Source organism: Rhodococcus sp. NPDC006774 (assembly GCF_040636045.1).
In the GTDB taxonomy this organism is placed as follows: Bacteria; Actinomycetota; Actinomycetes; order Mycobacteriales; family Mycobacteriaceae; genus Rhodococcoides.
In genome coordinates this window covers 1-20,891 of record NZ_JBEYIW010000034.1, presented here as the reverse complement: position 1 = coordinate 20,891, position 20,891 = coordinate 1, and the positions used below count along the sequence as shown (strand labels likewise).

Annotated in this window: 23 protein-coding genes and 1 pseudogene; 13 read left to right on the top strand and 11 right to left on the bottom strand. The window is 65.7% G+C overall.

Annotation, left to right across the window (positions count from 1 at the left end):
• The first annotated feature begins 4 nt into the window (after window positions 1-4).
• On the top strand, window positions 5-1,744 hold the full coding sequence (locus ABZ677_RS26745; RefSeq protein ID WP_037189477.1) for a DEAD/DEAH box helicase: 1,740 nt from the start codon (window positions 5-7) through the stop codon (window positions 1,742-1,744).
• Between the two features lie 113 nt (window positions 1,745-1,857).
• Here the strand turns inward: ABZ677_RS26745 and ABZ677_RS26740 are convergent, their stop codons facing one another.
• Window positions 1,858-2,052, bottom strand: a complete 195-nt coding sequence (locus ABZ677_RS26740; RefSeq protein ID WP_027496884.1) for a hypothetical protein — start codon at window positions 2,050-2,052, stop codon at window positions 1,858-1,860.
• 233 nt (window positions 2,053-2,285) lie between these two features.
• Here ABZ677_RS26740 and ABZ677_RS26735 point away from each other — a divergent pair, with 233 nt between their 5' ends.
• Window positions 2,286-3,215, top strand: a complete 930-nt coding sequence (locus tag ABZ677_RS26735; protein ID WP_358374873.1) for an EamA family transporter — start codon at window positions 2,286-2,288, stop codon at window positions 3,213-3,215.
• Window positions 3,216-3,243: 28 nt separating this feature from the next.
• Window positions 3,244-3,603 (top strand): DUF952 domain-containing protein, encoded by a 360-nt coding sequence (locus tag ABZ677_RS26730; RefSeq protein WP_037189475.1) that lies wholly within the window; start codon window positions 3,244-3,246, stop codon window positions 3,601-3,603.
• A gap of 76 nt (window positions 3,604-3,679) precedes the next feature.
• Here the strand turns inward: ABZ677_RS26730 and ABZ677_RS26725 are convergent, their stop codons facing one another.
• Together ABZ677_RS26725 and ppgK are read right to left on the bottom strand one after the other, a co-directional pair.
• Window positions 3,680-5,011, bottom strand: a complete 1,332-nt coding sequence (locus ABZ677_RS26725) for an RNA polymerase sigma factor (RefSeq protein ID WP_358374870.1) — start codon at window positions 5,009-5,011, stop codon at window positions 3,680-3,682.
• 159 nt (window positions 5,012-5,170) lie between these two features.
• Window positions 5,171-5,992: a polyphosphate--glucose phosphotransferase gene (ppgK, locus tag ABZ677_RS26720; protein ID WP_037189473.1), complete on the bottom strand. Its 822-nt coding sequence runs from the start codon at window positions 5,990-5,992 to the stop codon at window positions 5,171-5,173.
• 232 nt (window positions 5,993-6,224) lie between these two features.
• Between ppgK and ABZ677_RS26715 the strand changes: the two genes are divergently transcribed.
• Window positions 6,225-7,067, top strand: coding sequence for an inositol monophosphatase family protein (locus ABZ677_RS26715; RefSeq protein WP_358374903.1), 843 nt, complete (start codon window positions 6,225-6,227; stop codon window positions 7,065-7,067).
• 15 nt (window positions 7,068-7,082) lie between these two features.
• Here ABZ677_RS26715 and cei read toward each other — a convergent pair whose 3' ends face one another.
• The gene (cei, locus tag ABZ677_RS26710; RefSeq protein WP_037189472.1) at window positions 7,083-7,763 is read right to left on the bottom strand and encodes an envelope integrity protein Cei; all 681 of its coding nucleotides are present in this window, start codon (window positions 7,761-7,763) and stop codon (window positions 7,083-7,085) included.
• 547 nt (window positions 7,764-8,310) lie between these two features.
• On the opposite strand from cei, the gene ABZ677_RS26705 reads away from it, so the two are divergent.
• Window positions 8,311-8,613 (top strand): DUF4193 domain-containing protein, encoded by a 303-nt coding sequence (locus tag ABZ677_RS26705; RefSeq protein WP_027496891.1) that lies wholly within the window; start codon window positions 8,311-8,313, stop codon window positions 8,611-8,613.
• Between the two features lie 72 nt (window positions 8,614-8,685).
• On the opposite strand, the gene ABZ677_RS26700 is transcribed toward ABZ677_RS26705, so the two are convergent.
• A complete protein-coding gene (locus ABZ677_RS26700; RefSeq protein ID WP_358374900.1) occupies window positions 8,686-9,150 on the bottom strand; it encodes a DUF3093 domain-containing protein in 465 nt (154 codons plus the stop codon).
• A gap of 220 nt (window positions 9,151-9,370) precedes the next feature.
• Here ABZ677_RS26700 and dut point away from each other — a divergent pair, with 220 nt between their 5' ends.
• Together dut and ABZ677_RS26690 are read left to right on the top strand one after the other, a co-directional pair.
• The gene (gene dut, locus ABZ677_RS26695; RefSeq protein ID WP_094615351.1) at window positions 9,371-9,823 is read left to right on the top strand and encodes a dUTP diphosphatase; all 453 of its coding nucleotides are present in this window, start codon (window positions 9,371-9,373) and stop codon (window positions 9,821-9,823) included.
• Between the two features lie 64 nt (window positions 9,824-9,887).
• Window positions 9,888-10,748 (top strand): DUF3710 domain-containing protein, encoded by an 861-nt coding sequence (locus ABZ677_RS26690; RefSeq protein WP_358374866.1) that lies wholly within the window; start codon window positions 9,888-9,890, stop codon window positions 10,746-10,748.
• Here ABZ677_RS26690 and ABZ677_RS26685 read toward each other — a convergent pair.
• A complete protein-coding gene (locus tag ABZ677_RS26685; RefSeq protein WP_358374863.1) occupies window positions 10,730-11,452 on the bottom strand; it encodes an alpha/beta fold hydrolase in 723 nt (240 codons plus the stop codon). The two genes, ABZ677_RS26690 and ABZ677_RS26685, sit on opposite strands and share 19 nt — an antisense overlap.
• 121 nt (window positions 11,453-11,573) lie before the next feature.
• On the opposite strand from ABZ677_RS26685, the gene ABZ677_RS26680 reads away from it, so the two are divergent.
• Both ABZ677_RS26680 and ABZ677_RS26675 read left to right on the top strand, forming a co-directional pair.
• Window positions 11,574-11,951, top strand: coding sequence for an OB-fold nucleic acid binding domain-containing protein (locus ABZ677_RS26680; RefSeq protein ID WP_032397922.1), 378 nt, complete (start codon window positions 11,574-11,576; stop codon window positions 11,949-11,951).
• A gap of 121 nt (window positions 11,952-12,072) precedes the next feature.
• Window positions 12,073-12,726: a DUF3159 domain-containing protein gene (locus ABZ677_RS26675; RefSeq protein WP_358374897.1), complete on the top strand. Its 654-nt coding sequence runs from the start codon at window positions 12,073-12,075 to the stop codon at window positions 12,724-12,726.
• Here ABZ677_RS26675 and ABZ677_RS26670 read toward each other — a convergent pair.
• Together ABZ677_RS26670 and ABZ677_RS26665 are read right to left on the bottom strand one after the other, a co-directional pair.
• On the bottom strand, window positions 12,700-13,359 hold the full coding sequence (locus tag ABZ677_RS26670; protein ID WP_358374860.1) for a TrkA family potassium uptake protein: 660 nt from the start codon (window positions 13,357-13,359) through the stop codon (window positions 12,700-12,702). The two genes, ABZ677_RS26675 and ABZ677_RS26670, sit on opposite strands and share 27 nt — an antisense overlap.
• Window positions 13,360-13,408: 49 nt before the next feature.
• Window positions 13,409-14,074 carry a TrkA family potassium uptake protein gene (locus ABZ677_RS26665; protein ID WP_037190085.1) on the bottom strand — a complete coding sequence of 222 codons (666 nt, stop codon included), beginning with the start codon at window positions 14,072-14,074 and terminating at the stop codon, window positions 13,409-13,411.
• 176 nt (window positions 14,075-14,250) lie between these two features.
• On the opposite strand from ABZ677_RS26665, the gene ABZ677_RS26660 reads away from it, so the two are divergent.
• Window positions 14,251-16,248, top strand: coding sequence for an APC family permease (locus ABZ677_RS26660; protein WP_037190084.1), 1,998 nt, complete (start codon window positions 14,251-14,253; stop codon window positions 16,246-16,248).
• Window positions 16,245-17,516: a TRAM domain-containing protein gene (locus tag ABZ677_RS26655; protein WP_037189468.1), complete on the top strand. Its 1,272-nt coding sequence runs from the start codon at window positions 16,245-16,247 to the stop codon at window positions 17,514-17,516. The genes ABZ677_RS26660 and ABZ677_RS26655 overlap by 4 nt, the downstream gene beginning before the upstream one ends.
• Window positions 17,517-17,532: 16 nt before the next feature.
• On the opposite strand, the gene ABZ677_RS26650 is transcribed toward ABZ677_RS26655, so the two are convergent.
• The gene (locus ABZ677_RS26650; RefSeq protein WP_179274658.1) at window positions 17,533-17,694 is read right to left on the bottom strand and encodes a hypothetical protein; all 162 of its coding nucleotides are present in this window, start codon (window positions 17,692-17,694) and stop codon (window positions 17,533-17,535) included.
• Window positions 17,695-17,719: 25 nt separating this feature from the next.
• Between ABZ677_RS26650 and ABZ677_RS26645 the strand changes: the two genes are divergently transcribed.
• A complete protein-coding gene (locus ABZ677_RS26645; RefSeq protein WP_358374855.1) occupies window positions 17,720-18,241 on the top strand; it encodes a CGNR zinc finger domain-containing protein in 522 nt (173 codons plus the stop codon).
• Between the two features lie 24 nt (window positions 18,242-18,265).
• Here the strand turns inward: ABZ677_RS26645 and ABZ677_RS26640 are convergent, their stop codons facing one another.
• Together ABZ677_RS26640 and ABZ677_RS26635 are read right to left on the bottom strand one after the other, a co-directional pair.
• Window positions 18,266-19,105: an ABC transporter permease gene (locus ABZ677_RS26640; RefSeq protein WP_358374852.1), complete on the bottom strand. Its 840-nt coding sequence runs from the start codon at window positions 19,103-19,105 to the stop codon at window positions 18,266-18,268.
• The gene (locus ABZ677_RS26635) at window positions 19,102-20,169 is read right to left on the bottom strand and encodes an ATP-binding cassette domain-containing protein (protein ID WP_358374849.1); all 1,068 of its coding nucleotides are present in this window, start codon (window positions 20,167-20,169) and stop codon (window positions 19,102-19,104) included. The genes ABZ677_RS26640 and ABZ677_RS26635 overlap by 4 nt, the downstream gene beginning before the upstream one ends.
• Window positions 20,170-20,350: 181 nt before the next feature.
• On the opposite strand from ABZ677_RS26635, the pseudogene ABZ677_RS26630 reads away from it, so the two are divergent.
• Window positions 20,351-20,797: pseudogene (locus ABZ677_RS26630) on the top strand (sigma factor); the annotation flags it as partial.
• Window positions 20,798-20,891: the final 94 nt, after the last annotated feature.

Below are 20,891 nucleotides of genomic sequence, written 5' to 3'. Positions count from 1 at the left end.
TGACATGTTCGATCCGACACCACCATCCACCGAGCAGACCCCCGCTCCCGCGAGCGGGGGAGCACCGCTGCGCGCATGGCAGCGACGGGCGCTGACGAAGTACCTCGTCGCCTCGCCCAAGGACTTCCTCGCGGTCGCGACGCCGGGCGCAGGCAAGACGACCTTCGCGCTGCGGGTCGCCGCAGAACTGCTCGCCCATCGGACTGTCGATCAGGTCACCGTCGTCGCGCCCACCGAACACCTCAAGCACCAGTGGGCGGAGTCGGCGGCCAGGGTCGGCATCGCGTTGGACTCGCGCTTCTCGAACTCGACCGGTCAGACCTCGAGCGACTATCACGGCGTGGTCGTGACGTATGCGCAGATCGCCTCGCACCCGTTCAAGCATCGGGTGCGCACCGAATCGCGCAAGACCCTCGTGATTCTCGACGAGATTCACCACGGCGGCGACGCGAAGAGCTGGGGTGAGGGAATTCGCGAGGCGTTCGGCGACGCCACCCGACGTCTCGCACTGACCGGTACGCCGTTCCGCAGCGACGACAGTCCCATTCCGTTCGTCAACTACGAACCGGATCAGGACGGGTTGATGCGGTCCAAGGCCGATCACGCGTACGGCTACTCCGACGCTCTTGCGGACGGCGTCGTCCGTCCGGTCGTGTTCCTCGCGTATTCCGGTGAAGCGCGCTGGCGAGACAGTGCCGGTGAGGAGTACACGGCTCGGCTGGGTGAGCCGCTCAGTGCCGAACAGACCGCGCGGGCATGGCGCACCGCACTGGATCCGCAGGGTGACTGGATGCCCGCAGTGCTGCTGGCCGCCAACACGCGGCTCGCTCAGCTGCGTGCAGGCGGCATGCCCGATGCCGGCGGTCTGGTGATCGCAACCGATCAGACGGTGGCTCGGGCCTACGCGAAGTTGATCGAGGTGATCACGGGGGAGACGCCGGCGATCGTGCTGTCGGACGACCCCACGTCCTCGGCTCGGATCGCCGAGTTCGGCAAGAGCGATCAGCGTTGGATGGTTGCCGTTCGCATGGTGTCCGAGGGCGTCGACGTTCCGCGTCTGGCCGTCGGGGTCTACGCGACGAGTGCGTCGACCCCGCTGTACTTCGCGCAGGCCATCGGCCGCTTCGTGCGGTCCCGGCGCAAGGGTGAGACGGCGAGCGTCTTCCTGCCGTCGGTACCGGTGCTGTTGGATCTGGCGTCGCAGCTCGAGGCGCAGCGCGACCACATCCTCGGCAAGCCGCACCGGGAGAAGGACGGCTTCGACGACGAGTTGTTGGCCGACGCCAACAAGCAGAAGGACGAACTGGGCGAGGAAGAGAAGGCGTACACCTCGCTGGGTGCGGATGCAGAACTGGACCAGGTGATCTACGACGGTTCCTCGTTCGGTACCGCGACGTTCTCGGGCAGCGACGAGGAAGCCGACTATCTCGGTCTGCCCGGCTTGCTCGACGCGACGCAGATGCGCGACCTGCTCCGCCAACGCCAGCAGGAGCAGATCGACAAACCGCCTGCAGGCCCGGCGGTTCCGGCACCTGCAGTCGTCAACGACAGGGCCACCAGTGCGGGCCAGCTGGCCGGCCTGAGGCGTGAACTGAACAGTTTGGTCGCGGTGTACCACCACCGCACCGGGAAGCCGCACGGGGTGATTCACGGCGATCTGCGACGTATCTGCGGTGGCCCACCGACGGCGATGGCGTCGGCCGATCAGTTGGGTGAGCGAATCGCGCAGTTGCGCAAGATGTAGAACTCTCCGGGTGGATCCGGGCACGAAAAAGACGGACGGTCAGGTGACCGTCCGTCTTCTTCGTGTTGTTCGTCGATCGCGGCGAACCTGTTTCCCCCGACCCGAAAGGTGGGCTACACCGTGGAGTCCGATTCGGTCATCACCGTTGCGTTCACTTCACGCAAACGGGCTTCGTGCTCGGTGGCGTGGTGACCGCAGAAGAGAAGTTCTCCACCGGTCGAGAGCACGACACGCGCGCGAGCCCCTGCACCGCACCGGTCGCACCGGTCCGCTGCTGTCAATTGTGGGCTGGTCAATGTTCCGGGCATGACTCCTCCGTACTGGCTTGCGGGTTGTCCCGTTCGCCTGGGGCCGGTCCGCCGCGTCGGTATGGCGCGGTTCGTTCACTCTGTCAGACGTATGGCGGTCACGCGTTGTTCCCGAGCGCGTTTCTTTGTGTTGTCACTAACACGAAACATGCCTCACGAGCTGGAACGTCGTGAAATCTGTTCGCTGAGAGCAGATACGGTTCGCCGTGAGTCGCGGCAGTAGGGTTCCCTGTGTGGCTTCGACTTCTACTTCGCTCTCCGGCGCATCGAAGCTGGGTATTCCGTCGCTGTTCGTGATCGGCGCGGTGTGCATGTATGTCGGTGCGGCGATCGGTGTGTTCTTGTTCGACACCGTCGATCCGGCCGCGGTGGCGTGGCTGCGCGGGTTCGGTGCGGCGCTGGTGTTGGTGCTCTGGCGACGGCCGTGGCGGCACCGCGCCGGTGCGGGCGGCGCGTGGACCGTGCGACGGGTGATCACGGCTGCCGCGTTCGGCGGTGCGACGATCGGCATGAACGCGATGTTCTACGAGGCGATCGCCAGGCTGCCACTCGGCGCGGCGGTGGCCATCGAGTTTCTCGGGCCGATCGCGGTCGCTGCTGCCGGGTCCAGAAAGCCTGCCGATGTGTGCGCGCTGCTCCTGGTGGTGGCCGGCGTCGGTGCCATCGCTTCCGCGCAGTTCGAGGGCGGCGAGGTGGGCCTCGTAGGAATCGCATTCGCGCTGGGCTCGGCGGCCTTGTGGGCCGCCTACATCGTCCTGGGTAAGTCCGTTGCCGACGCAGGCCAGGGGCTCGACGACATGGCCGCCGGGTTCGTAATTGCGTCCGTCCTCCTGGCCGTTCCGCTGTTCGGACCGTTCGCGGCCGCGCACTCGGATGCATTGGGAGACTGGCGGATCTGGGTTCTCGGATTGGGCGTCGGGCTGCTGTCGAGTGTTGTTCCCTACGTTCTCGATCAGTACGTCCTGGTGCGAGTGGGCCGGGCCCGCTTCGCGTTGCTGCTCGCTCTGCTCCCGGCGACGGCGACGGTGGTCGGTGCCGTGGTGCTGACCCAGATTCCGACGGCCCTCGAGGCTCTCGGAATCGTGGCCGTCATCGCGGCCGTGGTGGTCGGCGGCCTGCCGGCGCGAAGAGATCGCGGCGTTGCCGACATTCCACCGCCCTGACGCGCACCCGACACTGCAGAATGGAACTGTGACCAGCAAGCAGGACGACCTCGTTCACATCTGTACGGCAGGGGAGTGGCTCGCGATGCGTGGTCGGGCCGACTACACCCCCGACTCGTACGATTCCGTGGGGTTCGTGCACCTGTCCACACCCGAGCAAGTGCACTTGCCCGCGAATCGGCTCTTCTCCGGCCGCACCGATCTGGTGTTGCTGCGCGTGGATCCGGCTCGTCTGACCGCACCCGTTCGGTGGGAGCCCGGGGTGCCGACCGATCCGGAGTCCATGCTCTTCCCACATCTGTACGGACCGCTGCCGATCGCGGCCGTTACCGCGGTCCTCGACTATCGGCCGGGGCCGGACGGAACGTTCGGGGTGCCGCAGGTGTGACGGCATCGACGAAGCACAGAACAACGACCGCCGATCACTGTGATCGGCGGTCGTTGTTCGAGATGGAGCGAACGAATCAGTCCAGGTAGTCGCGCAGTACCTGAGAACGCGACGGGTGACGCAGCTTGGACATGGTCTTGGACTCGATCTGACGGATTCGCTCGCGCGTCACACCGTAGACCTGACCGATCTCGTCGAGGGTGCGGGGCTGACCGTCGGTGAGGCCGAATCGCAGACGAACCACGCCCGCCTCGCGCTCGGACAGCGTCTCGAGTACCGACTGCAGCTGATCCTGGAGCAGCGTGAACGACACGGCGTCCACGGCGACGACTGCCTCGGAGTCCTCGATGAAGTCACCGAGCTGGCTGTCGCCCTCGTCGCCGATGGTCTGGTCGAGCGAGATGGGCTCACGCGCGTACTGCTGGATCTCCAGCACCTTCTCCGGCGTGATGTCCATTTCCTTCGCGAGCTCTTCGGGGGTGGGTTCGCGACCCAGATCCTGGAGCAGCTCACGCTGGATGCGTCCGAGTTTGTTGATGACCTCGACCATGTGCACCGGGATACGGATGGTGCGAGCCTGGTCGGCCATGGCCCGGGTGATCGCCTGACGGATCCACCACGTGGCGTACGTGGAGAACTTGTAGCCCTTGGTGTAGTCGAACTTCTCGACCGCGCGAATCAGACCGAGGTTGCCCTCCTGGATGAGGTCCAGGAACGCCATGCCACGGCCGGTGTAGCGCTTGGCCAGGGAGACGACGAGTCGAAGGTTCGCTTCGAGGAGGTGGTTCTTGGCGCGGTTGCCGTCACGGCAGATCCACGTCATGTCGCGACGCTGCGCAACGGGGAGCTTTTCGCCCTTCTCCGCGGACTCGCGCATCTTCTCGACCGCGAACAGGCCTGCCTCGATGCGCTTGGCCAGTTCGACTTCCTCTTCGGCGTTGAGGAGGGCGACCTTGCCGATCTGCTTGAGGTACGCGCGGACGGAGTCGGCGGACGCGGTGAGCTCGGCATCCTTGCGGGCCTGGCGGAGCGCCTCGGATTCCTCTTCGTCCCAGACGAAATCGCCGGACGCCTTTTCCTCGGCAGTCGGCTCGGCGGTGGCGTCTTCCTCGGTGTCGTCACCTGCGGCGACCACCTCGACGACATCGTTGGCGGCAGCGGCGAGGTCGCCCTCGGAGATGTCGATGTCTTCGATCCCGGGAGTGCTCTCGTCGGCATCGTCCCCGGACGCCGGAGCTGCTGCTGTCTTCTTGGCTGCGGCCTTCTTCGCCGGTGCCTTCTTGGCCGCGGCGCGCTTGGCCGGTGCCTTCTTTGCCGGTGCCTTCGCAGCGGGTGCCTTGACAGCAGGTGCAGGTGTCGCAGACTCGGTTTCGGAATCTACGGTCTGACGGATATCGGTGGCTGCCACGTACGCCCTTTCGTGACGAAGTCGTGCGGCGTCACGCCAGAGTTGTTTCCGGCGGAGAGGTCTTCGGATTCGGCCGGCTGCGTACCGGCACACACCATTGTAACGACCTCTCAGGAGTTTGTTACCGACCCTCGCCATACGCAGGTGGCAAGCCGCGTGTCAGTCCCTCGATCCCGCGGACGTACCGGTCTCGGCGGAGGGCACGGCGGAGTCCGCTGCGAGTGCGGCACCGACGATCCCGGCAGTGTTCAGCAGGGTTGCCGGAACCACGGGGGTGCGATTGGTCAGGTGTGGAATCCACTTCTCGCTCTTGCGGCTGATGCCGCCGCCTGCGATGAAAAGATCCGGCCACAGCAGCGCCTCGAACGTCTCGAGAACCTTCGAGACCTCCTTGGCCCACTCCTTGTAGGACAGCCCCTGGTTCTCCTTCACCGACGATGCCGCACGATGCTCGGCTTCCTTGCCGCCGATCTCCATGTGGCCGAATTCGGTGTTGGGAAGCAGAACTCCGTTGTGCAGCACGGCAGAACCGATCCCGGTGCCGAACGTCAACAGCACGACGACGCCGTCCTTGCCCTTGCCGCCGCCGTACTTGTCCTCGGCGACTCCGGCCGCATCCGCGTCGTTGAGCACGGTGACGTTCTCGGTGCCGATGGCTTCGGCGAACAGCGCGCGGGCGTCGGTGTCGATCCAGGACTTGTCGATGTTGGCGGCCGAGCGAGCGACACCGTTGGTCACCACGGCAGGCAGTGTGACGCCCACTGGGCCGGTCCATTCGAAGTGCGCGACGATCTCGGCCACGGTGCGCGCGACGGCAGCGGGGGTCGACGGCTGCGGCGTCTCGATCTTGTGGCGGTCGCCGACGAGCTCTCCGGTGCTCAAGTCCACGATTCCGCCCTTGATGCCGCTGCCGCCGACATCGACGCCGAACCCGTGGCGCGCTGCCGCTGCGGTGGTGTTGTCCGAACCTGCCTGTGTCATGTGGATGCCGCTCCTGGCGTGATCGAATCCGTGTGGTGCCGTCGCTTCCGAACAATAGTGCGTTTCGGCGTTTGCGGGACGGTGACGTCACCGTCGGTCGCTGCGGTGGTGCTCGGACGCCGGTGTGTGTTGCGATGTACGCGTGCCGAAACCAGATGGATCGCAGACCGACACCGCCAGTACACAATTGCCGGAAGAGCCGGTGGCAGCAGAGGGATCGACCACACGCGAGGTGGGCGTGCTGCGCGAGGTCGCCGTACGGGTCGCGACGCGAGCTGCCGAGCATGTCAGGCGACGTCGCCCGGAGGTCTTCGGCGGCGATTCGAGCGAGGGTGACGGCGCGGTGCAGTCCAAGAGCACGCCGACCGATCCGGTGACCGTCGTGGACACCGAAACCGAGCGTGTCCTACGCGAGATGCTGGCGCAGCTGCGGCCCGAGGATGCGATTCTCGGAGAAGAGGAAGGCAGCGAGAACGACTCGCTCGACGGCGTGCGATGGGTGTTGGACCCGATCGACGGAACCGTGAACTTCATGTACGGAATCCCGGCGTACGCGGTCTCGGTCGCGGTCCAGATCGACGGTGTCAGTGTTGCCGGAGCCGTGATCGATGTCGCCCGCGAGCTCGTCTACTCGGCCGCTCTGGGGCGTGGGGCGACGGTGGAGCGGGCGGACGGTACCCAGGAGCAGCTGCACTGCTCCGGTGTCACCGACGTGTCGATGACGTTGTTGGCCACCGGATTCGGCTACGGATCCGGGCGTCGCGCGGTGCAGGGCGCGATCATCTCCGAACTGCTGCCTCAGGTGCGCGACATCCGCCGGATCGGTTCGGCCGCTCTCGATCTGTGCATGGTCGCGTCCGGGGTGGTCGACGCTCACTTCGAGCACGGGCTCAGTCCGTGGGATTGGGCGGCGGGTGCGCTGATCGCGGCCGAGGCAGGCGCAGTGATCAGGCTGCCTGCTGCCAACAGCACCAGTGCGCAGGGTGCGGTGACGGTGGCAACTGCCCCGGGGGTCGCGGACGCCTTCGTGGCCGTACTGCGCAGCGCGGGTGCCCTGGATCCGATTCCGGGCTGACGCGGAGCTACTGCGTCAGCAACGCGATTCGCGGGCTGCCGAGAGCAGATCGGCATCGAGTGGCGCAGGCGCGGCACCGGGTGCGGCTCCGGCGAGCGTGCGCAACACTTCCTCGGCGTCGTCGTTGGGCTGGATCTCGCTGAAGTAGGTACCGAGTGCCAGATCGACCGAGTCGTCGGTGCGGGCATCTTGGATGAGTTCGGCGCATGGCGCGACCAGTGACACCGCACTCGCTGCCGCCAGGCCGGCCGGGCCGAACCGAATCTGGCCCTGGCACTGCATGTTCTGATCGACGTAGACCGGATCGTTGCCGACCTGGACGTCCGGTGCGCTGGCGAAGCCGTAATCGATGAGCTGGGCCGCGACCAGAGCCGCCTGTCCGCGCTCACCGTTCGCGTTGAAGACACGCACCTTCGTTGCGGACAGGGCAGCAGGCTCGACGTCGAGCAGCGTCGTCGGGTCCACTTCCTCGCCGAGCGCTACGGGCTGCGTACCGTCTGTCGCGGCGGTGGTGGTGGGCACATTGCATTCGGCCGTTGCCGAGGTGGCCTCGGAGGTGGTGAACACCTTGACCCACACCAGCACTCCGAGCAGAGCCAGCACCGAGAAGACAGCGATGATCGGAAACGCGCGGCGGCGACGGAACGGACGACCTCGACCGTCTACCGAATGGCCTTCGGTGATCAGAGAAACCACAGTTGATCTTCGCCTTTCCGTCGGCAGCCGCCGAGACCGGTCCACAGAGTCGGTTCACACCGACGCGGTGCCTACTGTAGATGGCCGCGGTGCGCGGGGGCGGCACACTCGGCCGGACCCTTCTTCGATCGAGTGCGCGATGCCCGATTCGGAGCCCGAAACCGGCGGTGAGAATTGTTCGGTGACGCGCGGAATGAAGCCGACCATCGCGGTGTTGATGCGGCGTGCACACAGGTGATGGACGTGTCGGCGATTCGGTTTCTGCTTTGCGACCGGCTTCGGCTATTGTCTGGCGGCCGCGGTGCTTCGAGAATAGGACGCCGGTGCATCAATCGATCTGGTGAGCGAGGTCTCGATCGGGTTTCAACCGGCGAGTTCTGGGAACTACCCGGTGTAGTTTCGGGCACCGCGCGACGACGAACGATTTTCGAACAGATACGAACTCGGTGGGAGCGAGCAAGCGCCCTCTTCACAGCCGACGGCCACAAGCCGACCACACCGGCAGCTTCCACCACACACACGCACGAAGATGAGGGGTACGAAGACAATGGCAACCGACTACGACGCACCGAGAAGAACAGAATCCGACGACGTGTCGGAGGACTCGCTGGAAGAATTGAAGGCCCGACGCAACGAGGCCCAGTCCGCCGTGGTGGACGTGGACGAATCCGACACCGCGGAGTCCTTCGAGCTCCCGGGTGCAGATCTGTCCGGCGAGGAGCTCTCTGTTCGAGTCGTTCCCAAGCAGGCCGACGAGTTCACCTGCTCCAGCTGTTTCCTGGTCCATCACCGCAGCCGACTGGCCAGTGACGCCAACGGTGTACTGATGTGCCGCGACTGCGCGGCGTGACCTTCTCCGCACAGACCTGATCGATCGCGTCAGGTCTGTGTCGACGGTTTCGACCGTCGACCGAGCGGTAGGTCAGCGCGCTTCGACGCCGTGCGCGGTCAGCACCGCCAACAGCTCCTCGGGGTGTTTGGTGCTGACCAGCCAATAGGGCGTCGGGTCGTTCGCGTCGTCGAGGACCACGATCACCATCTGCTTCACCCAGGTGCGGTGCTGCACGAAGGCCAGCGGATCGAGCTGCCTTCCCAGCGCCGCACTTTTTGCTGTCGCGGGAACGACGGCAGCCTTGGATGCCACGTCGAGTGGCAGATGAGCAGACCCGACGCGTAACTCGGCACCGGTGGTACCGGCGACCACCTCGACGCGCAGCCTGCTGAAGGCGAACAATGCCCACGCGATCAGCGGGAGCAGCACGACGTAGGGGAGCCAGGCACGGATGCCGGGCGCACCCATGTGGATCTCCGCAGCCAGCAACACCGCCACGGCCGCGCCGGCCGCCCACCACCAGATCGGCACCCAGAGTCGCTCGGAGTACAGCACCGAGTTCGCGGGTGCTGTGGAACTCGTATGGGGAGTGGAGTCGCCGGACTCCGACGCGTGTTCGGCCTGTCGATCTGCAGTCACGGGTCCCAGGGTAGTCGCCACACCGAGACGGAAGCCGGCCAGCGTAGTCTCGTTCGACGTGAGCGACGAAGTCACCGAGTCCGGCAACGAACCGTCCGTCGACGGACCCCCCGCCCCGCGCCGGCCCTCCGATCCGTTGTCCGAGGTCCGGGTGCGCCGACTCGACCCCGAGCTTCCGGTGCCGACGCGTGCGCACGAGGGTGACGCCGGCGTGGATCTGCGAATCACGGCTCCGGTGACGATTGCGCCGGGCGAACGCGTACTGGTGGGCACCGGAATTGCGATCGCTCTCCCGTTGGGAACCGTCGGGCTGGTGCATCCGCGTTCGGGTCTGGCCGCGAAGTCGGGCCTGTCGGTGGTCAACACCCCTGGCACGATCGATGCCGGCTATCGCGGCGAGATCAAGGTCTGTCTGATCAACCACGACCTGCACACTCCGATCGAGCTCGAGCGAGGCGACCGCGTTGCCCAATTGATCGTGCAGCGAGTCGAACTGGTGACGTTCGTCGAGGTCGACGAGTTGGACGACACCGTTCGAGGGGCCGGTGGTCACGGTTCGACCGGTGGCCATGCGAGTCTGAAGCAGTGAGTTCCGCCACGACGTTCGCCGGTGGCAGGCACAGTGGAAGCAACCGAGAAGAAGAGAGCTGAACATGTTCGGACGGCGTAAGAAGAACGACGCCGGCAGTGCCTCCGCGCCCGGTGCGGAGCCATTCGTCGACAGCGTCGAAGACGAAGACGACGATGTCGAGGCCGCGGACACGACCGCCGACGGGCCCCACGATCTCGCGGACCTCGACGACGATCGCGAGGCCGTTGCCAAGACTCGACTCGACCTCGGTTCGGTGCTGATTCCACTGCCGGAGGGCGGACAACTCCAGGTCGAGATGTCGCAGGCAGGCAGCCCACAGGCAGTGCACATCGTCACGCAATTCGGACGCATCACCATCGCTGCCTACGCGGCACCGAAATCGCCCGGTCAGTGGCGCGAGGTGGCAACCGATCTGGCGACGTCTCTGCGCAACGACAAGGCCGAGACGACGGTCGAGACGGGTCCGTGGGGACGCGAATTGCTCGGTGTCACGGCCAACGCCGACCTGCGCTTCATCGGCATCGACGGTTATCGCTGGATGGTCCGTTGCGTGCTGGCGGGTCCGTCGGGTGCGGTGGGCGAGGGTCAACCGCTCGTCCAACTGGCACACACGATCCTTCGGCAGACCGTGGTGGATCGAGGCACCGACCCGCATCCCGTTCGGACGCCGCTACCGGTGGTGTTGCCGCAGGTGCTGGCCGAACAACTTGCTGCAGCCGCACAGCAGCAGGCAGCTGCGCAGCAACAGGCGGCGGCTCAGCAGAGCGCACCGCAACAGGCTGCGCAGCCCCAGGCTGCCGCACCCGCTGTGGAACCTGTTGCACCGCAACAGGATGCGACTCCGCAGCCGACCGCTGCCGAGCGTGATCGAGCACCGCGTCGGGGCGCGTCGGGATCGGCGATTCAGCAGCTGGGCGGCTGAGCCGACCGCTGATCGAGACCGTCGACGGCCGCTCGGCCGAGGCATCCCGGGTCGAGGCCGATGCCGTCCAGGGTCACGGTGCGCAGCGCGCAGTTCGTCAGCGCCCGTGCCCACTGTCGAGCCACCTCGATCGGATGGACGGCGTCGTCCACTGCTCCCACGACAACGGCGGGCAGCTGTATTCGAGCGAGCTCGTCGAGTCCGAGGCTGTGATGGCGAGCGGCCTCGTCCAGCGCATCGGGAAGGTCGGGCCACTGGGCGGCCCACGACCTCTGCAGGGTGCGCGCGAGCCACGGCGGGCTCGACGCTGCCATTGCCGCGGTGACGGCGTCGAGCCCCTGTTCACGCAGGCTTCGGGCGGTGAACTCCGCGCTCAGGGCCGCGGGGGAACCGGCCGGGTCTCCGGTCCACGCCGGCAGCGCGAGTGCAACAGCTGCGGTGTTCGATGCGTGGTCGGCGGCCCATCGAACCGCGACGGCGGCACCGAGGGATATCCCTGCGACCACGACGCGTCCGTGTCGATCGGCCGCTTCGTCGAGGGCGGACAGGTAGCTCTCGATCACATCGGCCGGGTCGGGTTCGACCGCGACGGTGGTCAATCCCACACTGTCGAACGCAGCCGAGAACGCGTCGGCGGCGAACCGGGCATCGGACCCCGTCCCCGGTAGAACGATCGCGGTGCGAGTGTCGAATCGGCTGTGCACGACACGATTGTGCACGCCCTCCGACACCGCGGTAGCAGCGGTTGGTTTGCGTGACACTTCGGGTCTACAGTGGCGAAGTACCCACCCGACGAGGGAACGACCCACATCTCTGGAGCGCACAATGGCACCCGCTGCCGCAGGATACTTTCGCCGTTTGACGCGGAAGTTGACAGAGGACATCGATCAACTCGATGCCGAGGAGATGGCCGAAACCTCCGAAGCCTCCGGAGCTCGCCGGGCGTGCGACTGCTCGCGAGGCGAGGAAGTCACGATGCTCGGTCGTTTGCGCAGCGTCGAAGCCTGCTCCAAGGCGGCCAATGCCAACATCGAGGCCGAGTTCTTCGACGGCACCGACACGGTGACGCTGCTCTGGATCGGGCGCCGCAAGATCGCCGGAATCGAGCCCGGCAAGACTCTGCTCGTTCGCGGACGCGTCGGCGAACGCGACGGACGCAAGATCGTCTACAACCCCTACTACGAACTGCGCGACGACAGCTGATCGTCCCCGGTATGGCACTCTCGTTGTCGTGACCAACAGCGACGATTCCGTGCCGCCCCCGCCGACATCGAACACGCCGGAACCCACCACCGACGCGTCGACCACGGCCGGCGCCGAGAAGGTGGCTCCCACCGTCCTCGAACAGCTCGGCGGTCTGAGCGGGCTCGTCTACTCGACCTTGCCCGTCCTCGTCTTCGTTCCGGTGAACAGCTACGTCAACCTGGCCGTCGCCCTGTGGTCCGCGCTGGGAGTCGCCGCCGCCGTGTTGGTATGGCGGTTGGTTCGTCGCAGCCCGATTCAGCCGGCCATCTCGGGATTCTTCGGGGTCGGGATCTGCGCGTTCATCGCATACCGGACGGGAGATGCCAAGGGCTACTTCCTGTTCGGCATCTACACGTCGCTCGCCTACGGCGCGGCGTTCGTGTTGTCGGTACTCGCCCGTTGGCCGTTGGTCGGCATCATCTGGGGGTACCTCAACGGCACCGGGACGTCGTGGCGCAGGGACCGGTCGGCTGTGCGCTACTACGACGTGGCCACGATCGCCTGGGCGTCGGTGTTCGGTGCGCGATACATCGTTCAGTCACAGCTCTACGACTCCGACCAGACGGGCTGGCTCGCCGTTGCCCGTATCGGCATGGGCTGGCCGCTGACGGGAGTGGCACTGTTGGTCACGCTCTGGGCCGTGCGTGCGGCCGATCGCGCGCTCGACGCAGCATCGAGCGCGGACCGCAGCCGGAATCAGCTGCCGTCAGATCAGCCCGACAGCGGAGCGTAGTTCGTTCTCCACCTCTTTCGCCGCGACGAACAGCAGCTCGTCGCCGCCCTCCAGCGGATCGTCGTGCTGGGGAACGATCACTCGACCGCCGCGCAGAATCGTGACCAACGCTACGTCCCTTGGCAACTGGAGCTTGCGGACCGGCTTGCCCGCCAGGGGAGTGTTCTCCGGCAGCGTGATCTCGACGAGGTTGGCCTGACCCTTGCGGAACGTCATCAGGTGAACGAGGTCGCCCACCGACACGGCCTCCTCGACCAGGGATGCGAGCATTCGCGGCGTCGACACTGCAACGTCGACACCCCAGGCAGCGTCGAACAGCCATTCGTTGCGCGGATCGTTGACCCGGGCCACCACGCGGTTGACGCCGAACTCGGTCTTGGCCAGCAGGCTGAGCACCAGGTTCGCTTTGTCGTCTCCGGTGGCAGCGATCACCACGTCGTACTCTTCGAGGTGCGCGGCTTCGAGCAGACTCAACTCGCACGCGTCGGCCAACACCCATTCCGCTTCCGGGATGGCGGCCTGATCGACGTGATCGAGTTTGCGTTCGAGGAGCATCACATCGTGTTCGCTGCGGATCAGCTCGCGTGCGATGGATCTGCCGACTGCGCCGGCTCCGGCGATAGCGACTTTCATGGCTTCCCGTTCGGGTCGATGGGGGAGGTGGGGAACGTGCGCTCGTGCATCAGTCGTCCGAGGGCGGCGGGTTGCCGGCCAGCGCAATGGCTTCGGCGACGGTTCCCGAGACCGCGGCGACGTACACCTCGTCACCGGCTTGGATCACGGTTCGCTTGTCCGGTAGCAGTCCGCTGCCGAACCGGATGACGAACGCGGCCCTCGAGTTGGTGGCCTCTTCGAGTACCGAGAGCTTCTTGCCGATCCAGGCGTCGTGGAAGTCGAGCAGGACGACGGCGACGCTGCCCGACGGATCGCGCCATTTGGTGGTGGGGTCGTCGCGCAACAGGTTGTGCAGAAAACGATCGGTGGCCCAGGGGACGGTGGCGACCGTCGGGATGCCGAGGCGTTCGTAGACGGCCGCGCGCTTGGCGTCGTAGATCCTTGCGACCACTTTGTCGACGCCGAACGTCTCTCGAGCGACGCGGGCGGAGATGATGTTGGAGTTGTCGCCGGACGACACGGCCGCGAAGGCCTCGGCCTTCTCGATTCCCGCGCTCACCAACACATCTCGGTCGAAACCCATGCCGACGACGCGATGCCCGGCGAAGTCGGGGTCCAGGCGCAGAAAAGCTGTTTCGTCGCGGTCGATGATCGCGACCTCGTGTCCGATGCGTTCGAGCGCCCCGGCCAGCGATGCGCCGACGCGGCCACATCCCATCACAACTACGTACAACGCCCAGCTCCGTCCCGATCTCGATGGTCGACCACTGCCGACCGACACTGCCACGACCGGCAGGCGTGCACCAACGTATCGGGGGATCGGTCACCGTACCGACCGAGGGTGCGCTCCGACGCAGTTTCGGGCGCGTGGTTGAGACGTCCGCAGGAGGACGGCCTACGCTTCTGTGCGTGTCCAAGGTCTCGACTGCCGCCAAGCGGCTAGTGCTCGGTAAGCCGTTCCGCAGCGACAAGCTCGGTCATACGTTGCTTCCCAAGCGGATCGCGTTGCCGGTGTTCGCCTCGGACGCCATGTCGTCGGTTGCCTATGCACCGGAAGAGATCTTCCTGGTGCTGTCGGTGGCGGGCATCTCGGCAGTCGCCTTCACCCCGTGGATCGGTCTCGCCGTCTGCGTGGTGATGGCCGTCGTCGTGGCCAGCTATCGACAGAACGTGCACGCTTATCCGTCCGGCGGCGGCGACTACGAGGTCGCGACCACAAACCTGGGCCCTGCGGCCGGATTGACGGTCGGCAGCGCACTGTTGGTCGACTACGTGTTGACCGTGGCGGTGTCGATCTCGGCGGCCGCGTCGAACATCGGATCTGCGGTTCCGTTCGTGGCCCAGCACAAGGTGCTGTTCGCCGTCGTGGCCATCGTCCTGGTCACCTCCGTCAATCTTCGGGGCATCCGCGAGTCCGGAGCTGCGTTCGCGATCCCGACGTATGCCTTCATGGGTGGCATGTTCCTGATGTTGGCGTACGGCCTGTTCCGGGTCTACGTTCTCGGCGACGACATTCATGCAGAATCGGCAACCTTCGATCTGAAGGCAGAGGATTCGCACCTGTACGGCATCGCATTCGCGTTCCTCATCGCGCGCGCCTTCTCTTCCGGTTGTGCGGCGCTGACCGGGGTGGAGGCCATCAGCAACGGGGTACCCGCATTCGAGAAGCCGAAGTCGCGTAACGCCGCGACCACACTGTTGCTGCTCGGAGCCATCGGCATCACATTGCTGATGGGTATCATCGTGCTCGCACAGAAGATCGGCATCAAGTACGCCCTGGATCCCGATATTCAGCTGATCGGCGCGCCGGAGGGGTACCAGCAGAAGACGTTGATCGCGCAGCTCGCGGAGGCGGTGTTCAGCGGATTCCCCGCCGGATTCTTCTTCATCACGACCGTCACGGCCCTCATCCTGGTACTTGCGGCCAACACCGCGTTCAACGGCTTCCCCGTTCTCGGTTCGGTTCTGGCCCAGGACCGGTACCTGCCGAGGCAGCTGCACACTCGTGGCGACCGTCTTGCCTTCAGCAACGGCATCCTTTTTCTGTCCGGAGCTGCGATCGTCTTCGTCGTCGCCTTCGGTGCCGAGGTCACCAAGCTCATTCAGCTCTACATCGTCGGGGTGTTCGTCTCGTTCACCCTCAGTCAGACCGGCATGGTTCGGCACTGGACGCGGCTGTTGGCCACCGAGACCGATCCCGAGCAACGGCGGCGCATGCACCGCTCACGGGTGGTCAACGGAGTCGGTCTCGGCATGACCGGAACGGTGCTGGTCATCGTGTTGATCACCAAGTTCGCCGCCGGCGCGTGGATCGCGATCGTGGCGATGGTGGCGATCTTCGTCCTGATGCGCATGATCAGAAAGCACTACGACACCGTGGCGCGCGAGCTCGAGAACGAGGAATGGGACGGAGTTCTGCCCAGCCGCACACACTCGATCGTGTTGGTCTCGAAGCTGCACATGCCGACCCTGCGCGCGTTGGCGTACGCCCGAGCAACCAGGCCCGACACCCTCGAGGCCGTGACCGTCAACGTCGACGAAGCCGATACTCGCGCACTGGTTCGGGAGTGGGAGGCCAGTGACGTCTCGGTGCCGCTCAAGGTCGTCGAGTCGCCCTACCGAGAAGTCACCAAACCTGTCCTGGACTACGTGAAACGGGTTCGCCGCGACTCGCCTCGGGACGTCGTCACGGTCTTCATTCCCGAGTACGTGGTCGGTCACTGGTGGGAGCAGGTTCTGCACAATCAGAGCGCGTTGCGACTCAAGTCTCGCCTGCTGTTCCAGCCGGGTGTGATGGTCACCAGCGTGCCGTGGCAGCTTCGGTCGTCCGAGAAGGCCAAGCGTGAGGTGCTCGGCAACGCGCCCGGTGCGTCGCGACGCGGCTACGAGCCTCCGGCGGGCAAGTGAGCGAGAGTTGGTTCGGGCTGCTGCTCGAGGTCGAACTGGGCGCGCCGGGGCACGGTGGGTTCTGTGTGGCCCGCCACGACGGCCGGGTGATGTTCGTGCGTCACGGATTGCCCGGTGAACGGGTCGTGGCCAAGGTGACCGAAGATCGGGGCGGGTCGTTCTGTCGCGCCGATGCAGTCGAGATCCTGTCGGCGTCTCCGGACCGGGTGGACGCGCGCTGTCCCATCTCCGGACCCGGCGGCTCGGGCTGCTGCGACTACTCCCACGCCAGTGCCGAAGCCGGACGGCGACTGAAGTCCTTCGTCGTCGCCGAACAGCTTCGCCGCGTCGCCGGAATCGAGCGCGAGGTGCGCGTGGAGGAACTGCCGGGGTCCGGCGACGGCACCGGGTGGCGAACCCGAGTGCGACTCGCCGTCGACTCCGGTGGACGGCCGGGCTATCACCGCTATCGCAGCAGCTCGATCGTCACCGAACTCACCTGTCCGCAAATGGATTCCGCAGCCTTCGATGGTCTGCCGGATCAGCAATGGCGGCCGGGTGCCGAGCTGCAGGTGGTGCTCGACGGTGACGGTGAGCGGCACGTGGTGGAGATCGCGCCGGCGCAACTCTCACCCACCGGACGCCGATCTCAGGGTCGTCGTGGGGCGTCCGCGCGTCGGGCGGCGTCGTCGCGGTCCCGGCCCGAGAAGGCCGTGATCGGATCGGGTCGCGCGACCGAATACGTCTCGAACAGGGCGTGGACCCTCGACGCCACCGGGTTCTGGCAGGCCCACCGCGGTGCGCCGCAGGTGTACACCGATGTGGTGTCGGAGTGGGCGGACGCCTCTCCCGGTGACGGTGCATGGGATCTGTACGGCGGTGTCGGTGTGTTCGCTGCGGCCCTCGCCGCCGGTGTCGGATCGGACGGACATGTGACCAGCGTCGAGTTCTCCCGGCGTGCAGCCGAGGACGGCCGCTCGGCTCTGCACGACTTGCCTCAGGTGTCGTTCGTGCCGGGACGCGTCGAGCGTTCGATCGATGCGTTGGCCGATCCGGTGTCGGTCGCGGTGCTCGATCCACCTCGGGCGGGGGCAGGCCGGGACGTGATCGACGCCCTCGTCGTCAGGTCTCCCCGCTCGGTGGTGCACATCGGATGCGATCCGGCCTCGTTCGCGCGGGATGTGAGCGTGTATCGAGCTGCGGGATACGAGCTCGACGACATGCGCGCGTTCGATGCGTTTCCCCTGACCAGTCACGTCGAATGCATCGGCCGTTTCGTTCGTCGGTAACGGCTGCCACGACCGATCAGGCCCGGTGCGCAACTTCGGCGACCGGGGCGAAGGTGTGCGTGGGAACGGTCACGATGCGCTGGGCCCCGCACCGGCAGCCCTGATAGCCGACGAGTCCCTCGCTCGTGTTGTGGGTGGAGTGGGTGGTCCAGGTGTGTGTGGTGTGTTCGGTGTGCATGTCACCATCGTGATGTAATGGTCTTGTGCACATCAACCCTTACGGCGAATATGCGGTGAAACTCGGTATCGACCTGCTCAACTCACCGCCCACGTCGGCGACCGAACTGGGTGCCCGATGCGTGGACGCCGGCCTCGTACCGGACTGGACCGCAACCGATGCCGATCTTCTCGACACCCTCCAGTTCCTGCGTGACTGGGCGCGGGTGGTGGACGCGACAACCGAAAACGGCCGGGCCGACGAGCTCAATGCTCTGCTGGCACAGGCGTCGGCCTACCCGCGGTTGACCAACCACGCCGACGACGGCTGGCACATGCACTACCGCGACCCCAACATCGAACTCGGCGGCGTCATCAGGGCCCTGGTGAGCGTCGGCACAGCGTTGCATCTGACCGGACGCGGAATGTCTCGCCTCGATCGCTGCGCCGCCGCCGACTGCACACTCGCGTTCGCCGACACCTCGAGAACCGGTAGACAGCGATACTGCGGAACGGTGTGCTCCAATCGCGACGCGGTACGCAGACATCGAGCACGCGCAGCCTCGTGATCGAGGCGATGCGCACCGTGTCCGCTAGGACTTTCGGTTGTACAGGCGCATGGTTATCGGTCCGAACACCGCCAGCAACACCGCACACATCACCAGTGTCACTCCCAGGTGACCTGTGTCGACATCACCCTGCATCAGGCCGCGCAGTGACGTGACCAGGAAACTGACCGGGTTGACGTCGACGAACGCGCGCAACCAACCGGGCATCGTGCTGGGGTCGACGAAGATGTTGCTCGCGAACGTGAGCGGAAACAGGATGAACATCGACACGCCCATCACCGCAGCCTCGGTGCGCACGATCATCGCGATCATGGTCCAGATCCAGGACAGGCAGAACGAGAACACCAGCAGCAGAGCGATGGAGGCCACGACGCCGACGACGCCACCCTGCGGCCTGAAGCCGAGGACCAACCCGAGGATCAGCACGATCACCGAGGCCAGCGTGTAGCGAACGACGTCACCGAGCAGCGCGCCGACCAGGGGAGACGGACGCCAGATGGGCAGTGAACGGAATCGGTCGAACACGCCCTTCTCGATGTCCTTGTTCATGGTCACGCCGGTGTACATCGTGATCATCACCACGGTCTGCACGAGGATGCCGGGGAGCAGGAACTGGATGTACGCCTGGGTCGACCCGGCCAATGCGCCACCGAACAGGTAGGTGAACAGCAACGTGAACATGATGGGAAAGGCCGACACGTCGAACAACTGCTCGGGAACGTGCTTGATCTTGAGCAGCGCTCGCCACCCGAAGCTCAGCGACGTCGACAACGACGACGGTCGCGGCGGACGCGGCCCGGCCGCACCGAGCACATCGATGATGGTCGACGCATGTGGCGTCGACTGCTGGGCTTCCGCGGTCATGACGCAACCTCTTTCTCGGAATCGATTGTGGCGCCGACCTGATGGGTCGTTCCCGCAGGCTCGACTCCCGCCCCTTGGGTCGTTCCTGCAGGCTCCACTCCCGCCCCTTGGGTCATTCCTGCAGGCTCCACTCCCGCCCCATGCCCGGTGAGGGCGAGAAACACCTCGTCCAAGCTCGGTTGTCCCAGCGTGAACGACGCGATGGGGATGCCTGCGGTCTCGAGTGCAGGCAGCACGGGTGCGGCCTGTGCCGGGTTGTCCAACCGTGCGGTGACGGTCGACGGATCCGGATCCTCGGTGACGTTGCCGCCGACCAGCTCTCGCAGGATCTGCGCGGCGGCCGTTCGCTGGGACGCCTCGAGAACTCGCAGGTGCAGTGAGTTCGATCCCACCGACGCTTTCAGCTCACCCGTCGTCCCCTCGGCGATCACCTTGCCGCGATCGATGACCGCGACACGCCCGGCCAGCTGATCGGCCTCGTCCAGATACTGTGTCGTCAGTAACACCGTCGTTCCGCCCGCGACCAACGCACGGACGATCTCCCATACGTGGTTTCGGCTGCGGGGGTCGAGCCCGGTGGTGGGCTCGTCGAGGAAGATCAGTTCGGGAGTGACGATGATGCTGGCGGCGATGTCGATGCGACGGCGCATGCCGCCGGAGTAGGTCTTGACCTGTCGGGGGCCGGCGTCGGCGATGTCGAACGCCGTCAGCAACTGCTCGGCTCGTGATCGGGCGGCGGGCCGAGAGTAGCCGAGCAGTCGAGCGAGCAGCACCAGATTCTCCGTGCCGGTGAGATCCTCGTCCAGAGAGGCGAATTGTCCTGTCAGAGCGACTTTCTGCCGTACGGCCTCCGGTTCGCTCGCCACGTCGTGACCCAGGACCCGGGCACTGCCTCCGTCGATCGGAAGGAGGGTAGCCAACATCCGGATAGTCGTCGTCTTCCCTGCGCCGTTCGGCCCGAGTACGCCGTAGACACCACCGGACGGGATCGAGAGGTCGACTCCGTCGACAGCGATGTTCGTGCCGAAACGTTTGACCAGACCGTGTGTCTCGATCGCCGCCATGTCTCTCGTTTCCTCCGGTGGGCCGGTTGCCCGATTCCCCACGATTGTCCGATTCTCCACCAAGGATGAAACGCGGTCCACATCTACGCAAACGAATTTTCGTCCCGAACCATCCTCCGGTCGGTTTGTTCCGAATATGTACTGCGGCGGGAAAACGCGGAGGTTTCGATATGAGAGCGATATGACCACTAGTGTCGTGATCGATGAACTCGATCATGAACCCGTCTGTTGGGACGACTTTCCGATGAGCGCGCCGTTGTCGGGTGCGTCCGGATCGTCGGATGCCGGCCGTGACCGGACGACATCCGATGCCTCGGAGAACTACGCGGCAGAGGATGCGGTGTGTGCTGTTCCCAGTCCACAGCTCAAGAACCTCCGTGCCGACGAAGCGGATCGTCTCCGTCGGTTGATGGCGTCGATCGCGCAGGGCGATCGGGCGGCATTCGCCGAGTTGTACGACGCGACCTCGTCGCGGGTCTACGGCATGGTGCTGCGGGTGCTTCGTGACCCGGGGTACAGCGAGGAGACCGCGCAGGAGGTGTTTCTCCAGATCTGGCGTGCGGCACCGAACTACGACCCGAACCAGGGCAGTCCACTGGCCTGGATCATGACGCTGGCGCACCGTCGGGTCAAGCCCCTAGAAGTGGTGTAACTGGTTTGTGATCCTTCGTTGGTGATCAGGCGGGTAGTTGCATCAGTGCATCAGTGGTCACCTCCGTCGT